Below are 17611 nucleotides of genomic sequence, written 5' to 3'. Positions count from 1 at the left end.
AGTGTCTATTTATGGGGTTTAATGAAGCTTTTGAATATAGTGAATTTATGATTTTCTATGTGCGAAAGTTGAGAATAATAAAACAAAAAGATGAAACTTTAAATAAAGAAATAGAAACATTTAAAAGTGAATTTATAAATAAAGAAAAATTACATATAAAAAATGAAATTGATAGAGTTGTTGATTCTATTAACTATGAAATTAAGAAATCAGATGAAGACTTAAAAGCTTTTTTAAAAGAAAGAGTATATGAAGCACATAAAATTGCAAGTAATATTTATAATGTGGAATCAACATTCTTAAGCAATAAAAATATTAACAGAAACGATCATGCATTAAAAACAATTAAATATGCCCTTGAAGGAATGTTATATAACGAAGGAAATGGATATATATTTATTGATGATATAAATGGTGTAAAAATTTTACAACCATTAAATAAAGAAATAGAAGGACAAAGTCTTTTAGAATATAAAGATATAAATGGTTATCAATATATGAAAAAGGTTACTGAAACCATCAAAAACAAAAGTGAAACCTATGATGAGTATTATTGGTATAAATCAAAAGATGATAAAACAACATATAAGAAGATTAGTTTTTATAAATATTTTGAACCCCTAAACTTTGCAATTGGAACAGGTGAATATTATGTTGATTTTGAAAAAAAGATTCAAAATAATTTACTTAAGAAAATCCAAGGAGTAAGATTAGATGATAATAGTTATATATTTATTTTCAATAAACAAGGAGATTATTTATCTCATTTTTATGAAAATAAAATAGGTACAAGTGGATTCAATCTAAAAGATGCAAATGGAAAATATTTTCTTAAAGATATGTTTGAATATGCTGAAAAAAACAAACAAGGCTATGTGCAATACTTAGCATCATCAAAACCTGGTAGCAACTTAAAAAATGTAGAAAAAATTTCATATGTTAGATATCTTGATAAATGGGATTGGATGATTGGTACTGGTTTTTATTTAGATGAGTTAAACAATAAAATTAATAAAAAAGAAGCAAAATTAAAAAAAGAGCACGAAATTATAATTAATAATATTATACTTTTAAGTATTTTACTAACTTTAATCTTACTTGTAATTTCTCTTCTTATTTCTAAAATAATAGAAAAAAAGTTTAATAATTACAAAAAAGAGATAAAAAAAGAAATAAATAATACTATTAAAAAAGAAAGGCTTTTAGTTCAACAATCAAAAATGGCAATAATGGGAGAAATGATAGCAAATATTGCTCACCAATGGAAACAACCTTTATCAGTTATTTCAACAGTATCCACAGGAATAAAAATTCAAAAAGAGTTGAATTGCTTAAATGATGAAGAAATAGTTGAAGGAATGAATAATATTAATAATTCAGCACAATATTTATCTCATACAATTGATGATTTTAGGAACTTTTTTAAATCTGACAAAACAAAAATTAACTTTAAATTTTTAGATATATTTGAAGATACTATTAAGCTAATATTACCTCAATTTACAAACAATAATATTCAATTTATTAAAAATATAGATAATACTGAAATATATGGATATAGAAATGAACTTTTACAGGTTTTAATAAATATTTTTAAAAATGCTAAAGACGAATTTATTCAATTAGATAAAAATCAAAAAAAATTCATTTTTATTGATTCATATAAAGAAGATTCAAATTATATAATTAAAATAAAAGATAATGCAGGAGGAATATCTCTTGATATTATAGAAAAGATATTTGAACCTTATTTTACTACTAAAGAAGATTATGAAGGAACAGGTATAGGTCTTTATATGTGTAAACAAATAATAAATGGAATGAATGGTGAGATCAAAGTTAAAAATAGTGAATATGAATATGAAAATCAAAAATATAAGGGTGCTGAATTTACAATTATGCTTCCTTTGTCTTAAAAGCCTTAATATAAGGGCTTCTAAAACACCTATTTTTAAAATTGTTCCAAAACTGAACCAAGAATGTTCTAGTTTAGTAAAAAAGTTCCTCTTGATTTCTTCTCATTTTTTATATATTTTGCATATACTTGTAAAGTAATATTTGCATTCTTGTGACCAAGCATTGATGAAACCCAAAGTATATCTTCTCCACTTGCAATCATCATACTTGCAAAGGTATGTCTCATCTGATATAAATTTCTATATGGAATTTCAAGTTCTTTTAAAACCTTTTTCCAATAAGTTGTAGAAATCTTAATTGCTGAGTGATAAGGTTTATTCAAATTAGAATTAAATACATATTCAGACTCATCTATTTTATATTTTAAATGATTTTCAATATATGGAATAAGAACATCGAGTATATCAACATCTCTAATACTAGATTTTGTTTTTGGGGTTGTTTCTACCCCTTTATTTCTAGTTCTTCTAACTTGTATTACTTTATTTTCTAAATCAATGTCAGACCACTTTAAAGCTGTTATCTCGCCTGTTCTCATTCCTGTAAAAAAACCTATTCCGTAGAACAATTTAATCTTATCTGGACTTGCATCTAATATTTTAAATATTTCATCTTTTGAAAAAGGTATATTTTCATTTTTAGCTATATTTTGTGGAGCTTTAATTATTGAGAATGGATTTTTTTGAATAATCTCATCTCTTAATGCATCTTGAAATATACCATTGAATACTATTCTAACATTTATTACTGCTTTATTAGAAAGAGTTTTTAATAAGTCATTTTGCCATAAAGTAAGTTCAGATGCTTTTATACTATCAATTTTTCTATTTCCTAATACTGGAATTACATGTTTATTTAAAACATAATTATATGAAGAATGAGTATTAGCTTTCCTACTAGCTCTATTCATCTTCAAACTAATATCAATCATCTCTTTTACTGTTGGAACAATTTTGTTTTCAAAGAACTCTCCACTATGCATTTTTAAGAGCATTTGTGGAATTATTTGTGTTGTTGCTAATTTTCTATTAGCTTTTGAATCTTCTATATTAAGTGACCTTTTAATCACTTCACCATTTAAACTAAATCGTACCCAGAGTTTTGTTCCTCTTGTGTAAAGTTTAGGTTCTGTCATCTTAACCATGTTATCTCCTGTGATAACACCTTAAAATAACAACTACTAACAATAGAGTTAATTTTAGTAGAATTCATATTAAATCCTTTAGAACCAAATTAGCTATTTCTTTTGGATTTAGCATATTTTTAGAAGAAATCACCCATTTATCTAGTTCAAGCTTATCAAATAACACTCTTCCTGCTTTTTTATGATAATGTTTGCCTTCTACAAGGTGGTCAGTTTTTAGTTTATGTATATGGTCTTTTGAATAGCCAAGATAATATGCAGTTTCTGCAACATTTAGCCATCTTTTTTCAACTTTATTTTCTATTTTCTCACTTAGAATTTTTACTATTTCTAGAATTTGTGGGATTTGATTTACTGCTTCAATATTTAGATTCATGGGAAATTCCTCCTTTCCTATTAATTTTCCTTTCTGTTTTTTTATATTATTCTAATCTTTGCAAAAAATCTTTTTTAATGATTAAATGCAAAGATTTTTAAGCTAATTACTATCATTAAACTCTTTTCAAATAGTAATTAGTCATCTCTTCTCTTGAATGGTTTATCTCTTTTGAGATATCACTTAAAATCTGTTTATACTCTTGACCTAGTTCAAGTCTTTTTTCAACTTCATTTTTTACAAATGTATATCTAAAGTCATGAGAGCTTACATCATAAGCTTTTAAATGATTAGCATAAGTTCTTTGTGTTGGAAGATTATCAGCTAATTTAATTCTTTCAAGTAATGAAGAAGTAATATCTTTAGCATCATATTCATGATTTCCTTTTCCTATTACTCCTATTAATTTTCCATCATTATAATACTTATCAATATTCTCAACTACTTCAAAGGCTTCAGAGACTCTAAACCCTAGTTCTAACTGTGTTTGAGCAACAACTGCTGTTTCATAGCTTTTTTCATACAAAGCATCTATTAATTTATCAGCTTCATTTATTGCTCTTCCTTCCATAGGATTAATATCAGGCATTTCTCTAATCTCCATCATCTTTTCTTCAAATACATCTTTTGTAACTAACATATCAACATTAGATTTTTCTAAGCCTTCTAACATAGAAGAGAATGCTCTAACATAGTTTTCACATGAGTTTTTTGCTAAATCTTGCGTTCTATAATCTAAAAACTCTTTTACAGTCTCATTAGTCATATGTTCATTTAGTTTACCTTCTAAGCCTTTATTAGAACAGTAATCTGCAAAACTTTTACTCATTTCAGCTCTTTTTATTGATAAAGCTTTTGAATGTGTTTGTTTATCTGTTCTTCCATGTCTTTTTTCACCAAATGCTGAAAGCCTATGATGAATATCTTTTATTTGCTTTTCAAAGCTAGCTCCTTTTAAATTAGCCATTTCTTTTTACCTCATTAGTTTTTAAAAAGTTATCTATTGCACTTTTTGAAATAGTTACTTTGTGATTTAACTTTAAATATTTTGAAATATTTATAGCACCTGTTCCTTCTTGATATAACTTAATAATCACATCCATATATTTGGAGATGATTAGATTTTTTGTTTTATATCTACTCTTTTCTTTAAGCTCTTGGGCTTGTTTTTCATTAGATTCTGTTTTTAATTCATTTAAAATTACATAACTCTTTAAAAGTAGATTTCCACTTACTTTTAAATACTTTGCTTGTTTTAAAAGCAATGAAACTGTTTGTTCTTCAGACAAAGCAAGATTCTTTGCTAGTCTTTTAACTTTTGTGTTGTTGAAACTCATTTTAGTTCCCCCTTATTTAATTTTGTTTAATTTTTACTAATTTTTTTTACCTCCTTTATTGGATTTTCAGAATCATATAAAAAAATTTAAGAAAAATCTTTTTACTAATTCTTTTTTATTGAATAATTAAATTATTTAAATAAAATATTCTTGATATCCTAGAGAGGAAGTAGTGTCTTTTTAATAAGATAATTATTAAAGAAGTGAAATGTTTTTGTAAGACAATTAAAGCAGTAGAAATGTTAAGCAATGTAATTTACTTTTTAGAAAAAGAAATTACGAAAAAAAATAATGACTACATAAAACTTACTAGAAAGTAAGCATTAATAGTAAAAAGACTGCGTTAATAACAGCACCGTATAATCTGATTAGAATTTAATAATTGATTGTATTTAAGGTATGTTTCTTTTTTAATTGTTGGAAAAGCTTCAATTCTGTAAAGCTTTTAATAGTTTTTTATATTTGTTAATATTCATATTCATACCTTTGAAAGTTAAGAGATTTCTTATCTCTATACTTTGTTATAGGAGAGTAATTGAAAAAAAACGAGTTTTAGAAAAGAATTTTGAAATTTCTTTAAAAAGGCATAAAAAAGTCGTATTTAAAGCTTTACGTGCGTAAAGCTTTAAAAGCCTGATATTATCGAAGATTTTAAGCATCTTTTTTGATATCGTATTTTTTATAGTAACCTCACATACCCTATAGGATGGGCTTTCTATAAAAAAATTTCCGCAAGACACGTCTCCCGGTCTCTATGAAAAAACGCAAGCTTATTTTCATAGAGACCGGGAGGGTGCCGTGCGTGGAAAAGGCTTTGTGGGCGTGGATTTATTGCTTAAAATAAGACGGAAGATTCTACTATGAAAGTTTCAAATACAATCTCATCCATACTTAGAATTGGCTTTTAGCTTTCTCATTAATTAATCTTGATACACTCGTATTATAAAATAATCAGCTACAGAAGAGTTAAGATTTACTCATATTCAACAAGTCAATACTGTTGATACTTGAGAGAGGTAACTTATTTAAACTTGAAAATTAGAAATAAGTAAGGATTTATCTTACTTCTTTAAGTAGTTTTCTATTTTTTCTCCAATTTCAAATAAATTATAATCAAGAGACTTTTTTTCAAATATATTAAGATAATTATCTACATTATGGAGTGTGATTAATCCATCATTCTCTTTAATCCAATAAATCATTTTAGAATTAATTTCTGGACTATAATGTCCTAAATCTTTATAATATGCTATATTATCAGGGAAATCTCTATCTCCCCATCCATATATTTTTAGGTTTGGATAATCTTTACTTTTTTCAACTAAATATTTTATACTTTCTTTTAATCTTATAAAATCAGATTTTTTATATTGAGCATCAATTGCATTTTTAATTCTAGAATACGGAGGAATAATTAAGTTAAATTCTGTATTTGGATTATTTATAACAGATGTTAATAAATAATTATCTATATACTTTTTTGAAATACTTATCTTATCATCAATATCACTATAAACAATAGTTTCATTGTTCTTTATAGCATTTATACTCTCAGAAATTTCTTTAAATGCATCTTTAATTTGATTATTATTCTCAGCTTTAAACCAATTATCAATTCCTCCAAACCTAGACGAATGTGATTTATTAGAAAACCATTCATTTGGACTATCAAAATTAGCCTTTTTACTTAAATAAGTTTTTAAGATGTCTTTAAAAGAATCTAATTTTAAGTATTGTTTAAAATCATTTAAATAATTATCATCATATAAATAATTAAAATTATCCACCATAAAATCTGAAGTACCCATTCTCGATTCAATCAAACCACTGTAATCTAATGAATAAATTACTTTTTTAATCTGATTCTTTTCCAATGCATAATTTAATACAAAACTTCTTTCATAAAAATCACTACCAGATAGTGAAATATTTATAAAATTTCCACCTAAGATATTAGAACTTTCTATTGAAGATGAATTTTCTAGCATACTTGTACCTAAAATAATAGAATCAAATTCATAATTATTGATTATACCTGCTGCTTGTAATCTCATATTTGAATTTAATTTGTCCTTAAAAAAATATGGCTGGTGAAACAGCTTTAAAGGATCTATCATGAAATTTATTCCCGCAATGAAAATAATACACAAAAAAGAATATGCAATAAATATTTTAATCCATTTTTTACTATTCATAAATTATCCTTAAAAATTAAAATATAAAAATTCTGATGCTTTATTTAATGACAAAATAGCACCAATGAAACAAATTGCAGATAGTAATGCTGTTTTGTAATTAAGTTTAAAATCTTTCCCTTTTTCCATTGAGTTTCTGAAAGCTAAAATTAAAATGAATCCTAATATTACTGCAATTGCTGTAAAATCATTACCTTTTATATTTTCTGCCCAGTAGCCAAACTCAATATTGTAATTAGTTAAAAAAGAAAGTTTAGATTCTAATTTCTCTGGTAATATAATATTATCTAAGCTAAACATTCCCCCTAAAACCTTAACCGCATCATCCCATTCTTTAGCTCTAAAAAATACCCAAGCAATATTTACAAAGTTAAAGGTTATAAACCAAGCTAACCAAGTCCACATTTTAAATCCAAGGTTTGACCAAAGTCTATGAATAATCAATGCAATTCCATGAAGGAATCCCCAGAACAAAAATGTCCATCCTGCTCCATGCCAAAATCCACCTATTACAAAAGTAGCTAAAAGATTAGAGTATGTTCTAAAACTTGATTTTTTATTTCCACCTAATGGAATATAAATATAATCTCGCAAGAAACGACTTAGAGTAATATGCCATCTTCTCCAAAAGTCTTGAATAGATAGTGCCTTATATGGGCTATTGAAGTTAATAGGTAGTTTTATATTAAATAAAAGTGCAATACCTATTGCCATATCTGTATAACCTGAGAAATCAAAATAAAGTTGAAAGGTATAAGACAAAGATGTTGCCCAAGCTTCAAATAGATTTAAAGTTATTGCTGTATCAAATCCAGCGGTTGCCCAAACAGCAAAGGTATCTGCAATTACTACTTTTTTAAACAATCCAATAGAGAATATAAAAAGTCCCAAAGCTATATTTCTATAATTTTTTACCATATTTCTATTGTTTGCAAATTGTGGCATCATTTCTTTATGATGAACAATTGGACCTGCTATTAATTGAGGGAAAAAAGTTACGAATAATGCATAGTTTAAAAAATCATATTCTTTTGTTTCTTGTCTATAACTATCAACTAAATATGCTACTTGTTGAAAAGTAAAAAAAGATATTGCTAATGGTAAAATTAAATGTAAAAGATTTACATTTGTACCTATTGCAAAATTAAAATTTTCTATAAAAAAATCTGCGTATTTAAAATATCCAAGTAATGCAATATTACAAACAATTCCAAAAATTAAAATAGATTTTTTAGAAAAGCTTTTTTTATTTTCTTCAATTTCTTTATTTAAACTATTACCAATTACATAGTTAAAAAGCATACTTATTAGTATTAAAGGAAGATAAGCAATATTCCACCAAGAATAGAAAAATAGTGAAGAAAATACTAAAAAACCTTTTGAGGCTACGGTTAATCTTTTATGATTTAGATAAAAGTAGATAAAAAAGGTTATTGGTAAAAAGGCAAAGATGAATTCGTAGGAATTGAAGAGCAAATATTTTTCCTTATGTTTAATTATGGAACACTCAATTAATATATTTTCATTAAAATGTTTCATTATTTAATATTATTTTTAAGTTGGCATTTTATTATTATATTGCTTAATTATGGAACATAAAATAATAATTTTACATTCTTTTTGTCTAATTGTTAAACATTTACAATACATTTAAACTTTTATAGGAAATAATTGGATGTTTAGTAAAAAAGAAATCACTGAAAAATATGAAATTACAAGAACAACCTTACATAACTGGAAAACAACTAAGCCAAATTTGTATAATCTTTTATTAAATTCAGATGGTACAAATAGTGAAATAAGAGAACTTACAATTATTTTGGAGAAATATTCAAAGACAATAATAAGTGATTTTTTAATTGAAGATATTGAATATATTTTAGAATTAAAATTAGAAGAATATTTGGATAAAGTTGAAAAATTGCACACTATTTATATTGAGCAAACATCAAATGATTTAAAGCAAAATAGTGAGTATATTTTAAATATTTATCAGAAAATACAAAAATTAAATATTATAGAAAGATATATTTTTATTTCAAGAATAAGAAGTGTGAAAAAACAAAAAATTAAACAAATTGAACTAAGAACAGCGATTAAACACTATTTTAAAGAGTTCTTGAAAATCAATTAAAACTTCTAAGGAGATTTTTATTTATATTATTTTAAATACTCGTACTAAATTCTGAAAATGATATTAAGAGTATTATTAGGAATTTAAAAATGTTCCAAAAATGTTCCAAATAAATACAGATTTAACTACTTTTAATTACCTTACTATTGTTAGAAAGTTGCTTTTTAAGGTGTTTTGTATTTATTTGCTAATTATCTAGCTGAATTTACAATTTCTATACAATTAAATTTAGAATAAGTAAATTAAATAATAATGATACTTTTATAATACTATTTAATAATATAATCACAAATGATAACATTAGAATCTTATAAAAAACAATTTAATATTTTGTATGTTGAGGATGACGTACTATTTACACCTAAGATAAAATATATTCTTGAAAAAAGTTTTAAATCAGTTCTTATAGCTTCAAATGGTGAAGAAGCATTAGAACTTTTTAAGATCAATAAAATTGATCTAATAATTAGTGATATAAATATGCCAAAAATGGATGGATTAACTTTTTTAAAAAAACTAAGAGAATTGCATAATGATATTCCTTTTATTTTCTTAACTGCAAGACAAGAAGCAAACACTATTATTGATGCTATTCAATTTGATATTAGTAATTATATTTTAAAACCTATTGATTTAAAAAATTTTCTTTCTATTGTTGATAAAAGTGTTAAAAAAAGTTATAAAAAATATATTGAAATAGAAAAAAAATATATAATAGAAATAGATACTGAATTTTTTTGGAATCAAAAAACAAAAACACTATCAAAAAATAATCTTCCCATAAAATTAACAAAAAAAGAATTATTGTTATTAGAACTATTATTAAATTATAATAATAAAGTTTACTCTATATCAGAGATAGCATGTTATTTATGGGATGAGGATTCTGGAGAAAATGATTACGTTGCAAATCTAAAAAATATCATTTCTAGACTTAGAAACAAAATACCTGAAATAAACATAGAAAATGTTTATGGTTTAGGATATATGATAAAAATCACAAAATAGGAAAATAAATGAATAACTTGAAAGATTTTATAAAAACTTTAAACATACTATATGTTGAAGATGAAGTAAGTGCAAGGGAAATCTTCACAAAAATATTAAAACGATTTTTTAATACAGTTGATGCAAGAGAAAATGGATTAGAAGGGTATATTGCATTTAAAGAAAAACATCTTAAAAATGAAAAATATGATCTAATAATAAGTGATATTAATATGCCTAAATTAGATGGAATGGAAATGTTAGAAAAAATTAGAGAAATAGATTCTTTAGTACCTGTAGTTTTTATTACAGCAAGACATGAAGCTGATGTATTGTTAAAAGCAATTGAATTACAAATTTCTGATTTTATAATTAAACCCATAGATTTTGATGGTATTACAAAGGTAGTAAATAATGCATCTGAGAAATTATTTTTAAAAAATACATTACTTAGAAAAAACACAGAATTAGAACTCTATCTTAAAACTATTGAACAAATGGCATTCATTATTAAAATGGATATGGATTTAAATATTACTTATATAAATGACATTTTTTCTAATAGTATAGATTGTGAAACATCTAATATAATTGGTCAAAATTTTGACTTCTTAAAATCAAAATTATCTACTTCTAATTCTTTTGATAATTTAAAAGAGAGCCTATTGAATAATAATATTTGGGAAGATACTATTAAAATAGAAAAAGATGAAAATGGTTCTATTTATCTAAAAGCAAAAATCATAAAAATATATAATGATTCAGATAAAAATATACAAGAGTATGTTTTTATTGCTTATACAGTTACTGATCAAGAAAATGAAAAAAAAGAATTAAATAAAAAGATGTTTCAGAATATAGCTCATCTTAAAAAAGAATCTCATAGTAGTTTAATTGAGAATAAAAAATTAGAAAGTGAACTTGAAATACTAAAAAATCATATACAAAATTTAGATAGACAACTTATAGATGCAAATACATCAAAATCAAGTTTACTAAAGCAACTAGAAGCATATGAAATAAGTAGTTTAAATCAATCTACAGGAAAGGTAGATTTAATGAAAAAGAAGAATGATGAGATTGAACTATTTAGAAAAAGTTTACAAAAAATAAAAACTGAAAAAGATTTATTAATAGAAAAAATAAGCGAATTCAAAGACACTATTGAACATAAAGATAATCTAATAGATATGTTCAAAAAAAATGAAACAAAATTCAATAATAAAATTGAAGCTTTAGAATATATTATTACTGAGTTAGAAGAAAATAAAGGTAAAAGTAAAAAAGGTATGTTTAATTTATAATTTATTTAAATAAATTATAAAAAATAATTAAAATGATACCATTACAATATCATTATATTGTAAAATTCTTAATATAAATAATTTTTTTGAGGGATTTTAACATGAATAATTCTATTTTATTTTTAAGTGAAAATTTATACTATATTGAGAAATTCAAAGAGCAGTCAAATAAAAATTATGCTTTTCATTTTTTAAATTACGATAAGTTTTATTTACTAAATAAAGGTATTAATACCTTTGATTTAATCATATTTGATAATAGTAATTACTCATTAATAAAATTCAAAGAAATTCTAGAACAATTTGAAAACTATGATTTTAATATACCAATAATTATATTACAAAACAAAACTCTAAACGATTTATCAATCTATAAAGAGATTAATACTTATGCTATTCTAGAAGAGAATATTAGCGAAAATATTTTAATTACTAATATAGAAATTTGTCTTAGTTTTTTACACAAAAATAAAAAAATTCAATTTGAAAATAGATTTTATTTTGATATAAATAAAAAAATATTATTTGAAGGTAAAAAAATTATTGACCTTACAAACATAGAAAAAAAATTAATAATTTTACTTACGGAAAATGCAAATAATGTAATAAACTATGAAGATATCTCAAAGGAAGTTTGGAAAGGTAAGAAGTTTTCATTATTTACATTAAGAAATACAGTTAAGCATATTAGAGAAAAAACTTACGAGACTTTTATTCAAAATTCCTCAAAAAAAGGTTATAGGATAGATATATACAATTAAAAGGACAGTTTTATAAACTAAGACTTTCTACAAACTTTTCTTTTTGTGATTTGTCTAAAATTATTGTATTACTATTTTTTAAATTTTCATCAATTTTATCAAGCTCACTTGTAGCAAATAATATATCAATGTTGTTATTTTTTAAGAACTCATTTAAATCTGATTGTTCAATAAAATCTAAATCCAAAACAATTTTCTTATAAAATTCTTTTTTGTTTTCAAGTTCTAATAATAAATTATCCAATGAATTTACCTGTTTTACAATAAAAGATTTCTTTTTTAATTTTAGAACTATATCCAAATAATATAAAGGGTCCTTGTTCATAAAAAGAATACTTTTATTATCTTTTTTTATAGATATATGTGCTTTCTTAGGAGAAATTTTTTTCTGATTGTTTATTCTATCTTCTGCTTTTCTATTTTGTGTTTCTATATTTTTTTTGATTAGAATAGTAAATTTACTACCCTTATTTAATTCACTTTCAACAGTAATATTCCCACATAACATACTTGTCAATTCTTTTGAAATTGATAATCCAAGACCTGTTCCTTCATATTTTCTATTTAAACTTCCATCAACTTGTTTAAATCTTTCAAAAATGTATTGTAACTTATCACTAGGAATTCCAATTCCATCATCTTTTATTATAAATTCAATAAATTCATTTTTATTGTTTATAATAAATTCTATTTTACCTTTTTGTGTAAATTTAATTGCATTACTTAAAATATTTATTAATATTTGTCCAATTAGTTTTTCATCATTTTTTATAAATTCAAAAGAAGGATCTTTTTGAAAAACAAATTCTAAACCTTTTTTTTGAATTTGTACTAAAAACATTTCGTAAATTTTATTCATTGATTTATTAAAATCAAAAGGCTTTGAGCTAACAATAAGTTCTCCTGCTTCAATTTTAGAAATATCCATTATGTCATTTATCAAAGCAACAAGTTTTTTACCACAATCATTTATTATTGTTAGATTTTTAATTTGAACAGCATCTAAATTTTCTTTTTTATTATTCATCATAATTGATGATAAAATATTTATGGAATTTAAAGGAGTTTTTAATTCGTGGCTCATATTAGCAAAAAAAGAATCTTTATGTTTTTGAGTCTCTATTAATTCAAATTTTTGATTAGTTAAATCTTTTGTTAAATTCTTTAAATCTTTGTTTCTATTTTCTAAATCAATTTGCATTTGATTTAATGAATTAGACAGAATACCTATTTCATCTTTTAAATTTAAGTAAGGAATTTTTATTTTCTTATTTTTACCAATATTTCTTGCTACTTCAGATAGATTTATTAGTTTATTATTTAATTTACTCCCAACAAGAAAAGCTAATATTGTAGAAAATAATATTTCAAGTACTATAAAAATAATATTGTTATTTTTAGTATCATTTAAAAAAACTCTATTTTCTGAGTGATCAAAAATTATATAAATAGAACCTATATAAATACCTTCTTCACTAAAAGTTTCATATCTTAATTCATATACCTTATCAGCCAAAGATAAATCTTGATTAGATTTAATTTTCAAGATTTCATCAATACTTTGATATTTGAATCTAAATTTAGAAGAAATGATTCTATTTTCTTTATCTAAAATAATAATTGAGTTAATATTTTTCAATTCAGCAACATTTTCAGTTATATTATCCAATGTTCCTAAATCATAAATACTCAATGGCACAACTATTAGACTTTTCATAAATGACATAGTAGAATCAATTTTTTCAGTGATTAATTGTTTAGTCGAACTGCTAATTGTATTAAAATTAAATATAACAATTAATAGTATAAAAAATATTTCTAGTGTTACAAATGATAGTATAAATCTATATTTAAATGACATACTTAGATTATTTAATACCTATATTTTTAATTACATCATATTCACTTGTAGTTGTTGGTATAAATTCTTTTATACTTAATAAATCTTTTAACTCAACTGGCATTTCTATAATTGCTTTTGATATTTTTTCAACTATTTCTTCACTAACTCTTGGATGACTTGCAAATGGATGAGAGGGATAAGGCTTAGTCTTATAAACTATTTCTATTTTATCTTTATCTTCCGTATCTTTAAAATTATCAAATGTTCTTATTATTCCACCACCAAAATCACCAATTCCTCTAGCAATTCCTTTGTAAACTGAATCATGAGAATTTACATAAATTACTTTTGATTCTTTGTCTATATCAAAATTATATTTCTCTTTTAACTCATATTTCGTTAGAAGAGTTGCTGCAAAAGCATTTGGTGAAGGAAAAAGAAATGTTGTACCTTTTAAATTATTTACATTAAACTCTTTATCTTTTTTACCTAAAATTATTCCAACTATATCATCTTTTGATCTAGCAAAAGCACTATAGTTTTGTTGTTTATTTGCAATATTAAAATGATAAGGATTCATAAAAGCAATATCATATTGACCTTCAACAAATTTTTCTTCAAATATTTGTATAGATTTTTCTGTTTTAAAAACAACCTTTATACCTGTTTTTTCTGATATATAATTAGTTATTGGTAACCATTTTTTTGATAGTTCCAATGGACTTTGTTGTGGAACCACACCTAGTGTTATTTCTTGAGAAAATAGAACTGAAGTAAAAGTAATTAGAAATAGAATTTTTTTAAACATTATTGCTCCTTATTTTAAAATATGTTTTTATTGTCATATGCTTGAATCACTCAAGAATTATTTAATGCGATCATAAATTTCAGACCATTTTCACTATTCATAATTTTTAAGTCCCCTTTAAAATTATTTTTTATGATTAACTTAACCATATATAAACCAATTCCTGTACCTGTAGTTTTCGTAGTAAAATATGGATCTAGAAGTTTTTCTAAGATATCATCTTTTACACCACCTGCACTGTCCTCTAAAGTTAAAACTGTTTTTGAATCTTCTTCAAATAATTTTAAAAAGATTATTCTATTATTAATGTCTCTTTCTATAAAAACATCAAGAGAATTACTAATTATGTTGATTAGAACCTGTACAAGTTCCATTTTGATACCAGTTGTTTTTAATGTCTCATCTATTTGTAAATCTAGTTTTACATTATTTAAAGAAATTTTGCTTTCTAAAATTTTTAATGCTTTTTGTATTGAATCATTAATATTAAAAACTTCTGCAGTTTTATTAGGATTATAAAAATCTAAAAATCCATTAATTGTTTCGGTCATATAGTTAACTTGAGATTTTGTATTATCATTAAAATCTTTCATAACTTCATCATTAAGTTCACCATCTTCATAAGAGAATTTTAAACATTCAGAATGTAAAGATATTACATTTAAAGGCTGCTTTAATTGATGAGATATAATTCCTATCATTTCTCCTAAACTAGCCATCTTACTATTATGAATTAATAAATTTTCTGTTTTATCTAAGTCTTTTTTTGACTTATTTATACTTTCATATAAATCTATATAAACTTTTAATTTAGAAGTTAATAAATTATTGTCAATAGGCTTTGTGATATATTCAATACCTCCTATTTCATATGCTTTTGACTTATATTGCTCAGTATCATATATTCCTGTAATAAATATCACAGGAATATCTTTGATAATTTCTAACTCTTTTAAATATGAAGTAAACTCAAAACCATCAACATCTGGCATTTGAACATCCATTAAAATTAAATCAATTGATTTATTTAGTAAAATTGCCATTGCATCATTTGCACTTGTTGCAGTAAAAATATTTAAATCAAAATTTTCTTCAATTAATAATTTCAATGAATATATATTTTCATCAATATCATCAACAATTAATACATTAAACTTTTCCATTATTAAACTCCCCATTAAAAAGTTGAATACTTTTTAATTTCTCTATTAAATTTTCCATAACTTCTCCTTCTTCTAAAATCATAAAATTTAAATCTTTATTCATTTTATCATTAATTATATTTTGCAAATTTTCTAATTTAGAATCTAAGATAATTAAATGATTGTCATTTACAATTTCACTTATTTTTTCTTCTAGTTTTTGCTCATTTAAAATAGGTATAACATTAAAAGAATGTTTTTTTAGGTTTATAACTAAATTAAATTGTTCTATACTATTTGAATGGTAAAGAAATATTTGTTTTTTTAAAAAATTGTCATTAAATAAAGCTTTTGATTCTTTCACATCTATTTCTTTATCACCATGATTTAAATCTGCTTTTTCTTGATTTCTTTTATAAATAATATATTTAAATGTAGATCCTATTCCAATTTCACTTGCAGCATAAATATATCCATTTAACATTTGTGCTAACTGTTTTGAAATAGCTAATCCAAGACCTGTTCCTTGATATTTTTTACCCATAGAATCATCAACTTGCTTAAATCTATCAAAAACATACTCTAAATTTTCTTTTGCGATTCCTATACCTGAATCTATTATACTTATCTCAAAAAATTCATCGTACTCTTTTGATAAGATTTCTACTTTACCTTTATTAGTAAATTTTATTGCATTACTTAAAAAGTTTTTTAAAATCTGTTTTGTTCTTTGTTCATCTGTAAAAATATCACAATTTTTAATTTCAAAATTATTTATAAATTGAATATTTTTTTCTTGTGCTATAGGAATAAATAAATCATATAACTCTTCGATTAAATTTTTTAAAGAAATATCTTTTTTATAAATATTTAATTCACCTGCTTCAATTTTAGAAATATCTAATATATCATTTATTAATTCTGTTAAATCTTGCGCACACTTATTAATTACTTTCATATTTTTTACAGATGTATCATCCAAATTATTCTCTTTATTATTAGACATGATTTTTGAAATTATACTAATTGAATTTAATGGAGTTTTTAATTCATGACTCATATTTGCGAGAAAATCATCTTTTGTTTTATTTGCTTTTATAAGCTCTTTCTTTTGTTCTTTTAATAAATTATTAGCTTTTTCTAATTTATTAAAATTTATGCAAGCATTTATACTTAAATTTAATTTTGGAATTAAACTTTCAAACATAGAAAGAAAAAAAGAACAGTCAGTCCCAGCATTCTTTGAAACTAAAAATAAAATACCATTATCTAAATTGATTTTTAAAATAATCAAATCTTCATCATTAATAATTGATAATTGATCTTTATAATCATCATATTTTTTATAATCAAAATTACTAATTTTTCCAAAACTATCAAAATCTTCATATGTCATATCTTCAGTAAGTAAAGAAAAATGTCCGTAAACTGCATATGATTCACTTATAAAAGTTTTTAAAACTTCATGTATCATTTCTTTTAGATTAATACTATTACCTATTGCACAATGACAACGATATGCAATTGATATTTGATCTACTGTTGGGACGCAAAGAATTTGGCCAGCGCGCGCATTCACACTTGGCCACCTGACGCATAATGATTTGGCCAGTGTGCGCATCGCAAAGAGAGCCACTAAATCTTTATGATGCGTCTATAAGTT

15 protein-coding genes are annotated in these 17611 nt (G+C 23.5%); 5 read left to right on the top strand and 10 right to left on the bottom strand.

Features of this window, described 5'->3' with window-relative positions; all coding sequences use genetic code 11:
• Positions 1–11 precede the first annotated feature (11 nt).
• Positions 12–1916 (top strand): sensor histidine kinase, encoded by a 1905-nt coding sequence (locus AACT_RS06345; RefSeq protein ID WP_172126005.1) that lies wholly within the window; start codon positions 12–14, stop codon positions 1914–1916.
• Between the two features lie 68 nt (positions 1917–1984).
• Here AACT_RS06345 and AACT_RS06340 read toward each other — a convergent pair whose 3' ends face one another.
• From AACT_RS06340 to AACT_RS06315, 6 genes are all read right to left on the bottom strand, one after another.
• Positions 1985–3061 (bottom strand): tyrosine-type recombinase/integrase, encoded by a 1077-nt coding sequence (locus AACT_RS06340; RefSeq protein ID WP_228720546.1) that lies wholly within the window; start codon positions 3059–3061, stop codon positions 1985–1987.
• A gap of 64 nt (positions 3062–3125) precedes the next feature.
• Positions 3126–3437, bottom strand: a complete 312-nt coding sequence (locus tag AACT_RS06335) for a MerR family transcriptional regulator (protein WP_172126004.1) — start codon at positions 3435–3437, stop codon at positions 3126–3128.
• A gap of 115 nt (positions 3438–3552) precedes the next feature.
• Entirely contained in the window at positions 3553–4404 is an 852-nt protein-coding gene (locus AACT_RS06330; protein ID WP_172126003.1) for a site-specific integrase, read from the bottom strand.
• On the bottom strand, positions 4397–4774 hold the full coding sequence (locus AACT_RS06325) for a hypothetical protein (RefSeq protein ID WP_172126002.1): 378 nt from the start codon (positions 4772–4774) through the stop codon (positions 4397–4399). Before AACT_RS06325 ends, AACT_RS06330 begins: the two co-directional genes overlap by 8 nt.
• A 1061-nt stretch (positions 4775–5835) precedes the next feature.
• Positions 5836–6969: a hypothetical protein gene (locus AACT_RS06320; RefSeq protein WP_172126001.1), complete on the bottom strand. Its 1134-nt coding sequence runs from the start codon at positions 6967–6969 to the stop codon at positions 5836–5838.
• Between the two features lie 9 nt (positions 6970–6978).
• The gene (locus tag AACT_RS06315) at positions 6979–8445 is read right to left on the bottom strand and encodes an MBOAT family O-acyltransferase (protein WP_272953566.1); all 1467 of its coding nucleotides are present in this window, start codon (positions 8443–8445) and stop codon (positions 6979–6981) included.
• A gap of 199 nt (positions 8446–8644) precedes the next feature.
• On the opposite strand from AACT_RS06315, the gene AACT_RS06310 reads away from it, so the two are divergent.
• From AACT_RS06310 to AACT_RS06295, 4 genes are all read left to right on the top strand, one after another.
• Complete coding sequence (locus tag AACT_RS06310) at positions 8645–9103, top strand: hypothetical protein (RefSeq protein WP_172125999.1); 459 nt, start codon at positions 8645–8647, stop codon at positions 9101–9103.
• A 291-nt stretch (positions 9104–9394) separates the two neighbouring features.
• On the top strand, positions 9395–10111 hold the full coding sequence (locus AACT_RS06305; protein WP_172125998.1) for a response regulator transcription factor: 717 nt from the start codon (positions 9395–9397) through the stop codon (positions 10109–10111).
• An 8-nt stretch (positions 10112–10119) separates the two neighbouring features.
• Positions 10120–11394, top strand: a complete 1275-nt coding sequence (locus AACT_RS06300) for a response regulator (protein ID WP_172125997.1) — start codon at positions 10120–10122, stop codon at positions 11392–11394.
• Positions 11395–11495: 101 nt separating this feature from the next.
• Positions 11496–12155, top strand: coding sequence for a winged helix-turn-helix domain-containing protein (locus AACT_RS06295; protein ID WP_172125996.1), 660 nt, complete (start codon positions 11496–11498; stop codon positions 12153–12155).
• A 10-nt stretch (positions 12156–12165) separates the two neighbouring features.
• Here AACT_RS06295 and AACT_RS06290 read toward each other — a convergent pair whose 3' ends face one another.
• From AACT_RS06290 to AACT_RS06275, 4 genes are read right to left on the bottom strand one after another with little or no spacing between them, the layout of a single operon-like run.
• Positions 12166–14016: a HAMP domain-containing sensor histidine kinase gene (locus AACT_RS06290; RefSeq protein ID WP_172125995.1), complete on the bottom strand. Its 1851-nt coding sequence runs from the start codon at positions 14014–14016 to the stop codon at positions 12166–12168.
• A gap of 7 nt (positions 14017–14023) precedes the next feature.
• Positions 14024–14806 carry a phosphate/phosphite/phosphonate ABC transporter substrate-binding protein gene (locus tag AACT_RS06285; protein WP_172125994.1) on the bottom strand — a complete coding sequence of 261 codons (783 nt, stop codon included), beginning with the start codon at positions 14804–14806 and terminating at the stop codon, positions 14024–14026.
• A 50-nt stretch (positions 14807–14856) separates the two neighbouring features.
• Positions 14857–15969, bottom strand: a complete 1113-nt coding sequence (locus AACT_RS06280) for a hybrid sensor histidine kinase/response regulator (protein WP_172125993.1) — start codon at positions 15967–15969, stop codon at positions 14857–14859.
• On the bottom strand, positions 15956–17527 hold the full coding sequence (locus AACT_RS06275; RefSeq protein WP_172125992.1) for a sensor histidine kinase: 1572 nt from the start codon (positions 17525–17527) through the stop codon (positions 15956–15958). The genes AACT_RS06280 and AACT_RS06275 overlap by 14 nt, the downstream gene beginning before the upstream one ends.
• Positions 17528–17611 lie beyond the last annotated feature (84 nt).

It is taken from the genome of Arcobacter acticola (assembly GCF_013177675.1).
In the GTDB taxonomy this organism is placed as follows: domain Bacteria; phylum Campylobacterota; class Campylobacteria; order Campylobacterales; family Arcobacteraceae; genus Aliarcobacter; species Aliarcobacter acticola.
This window is presented reverse-complemented; position numbering and strand designations above follow the sequence as displayed.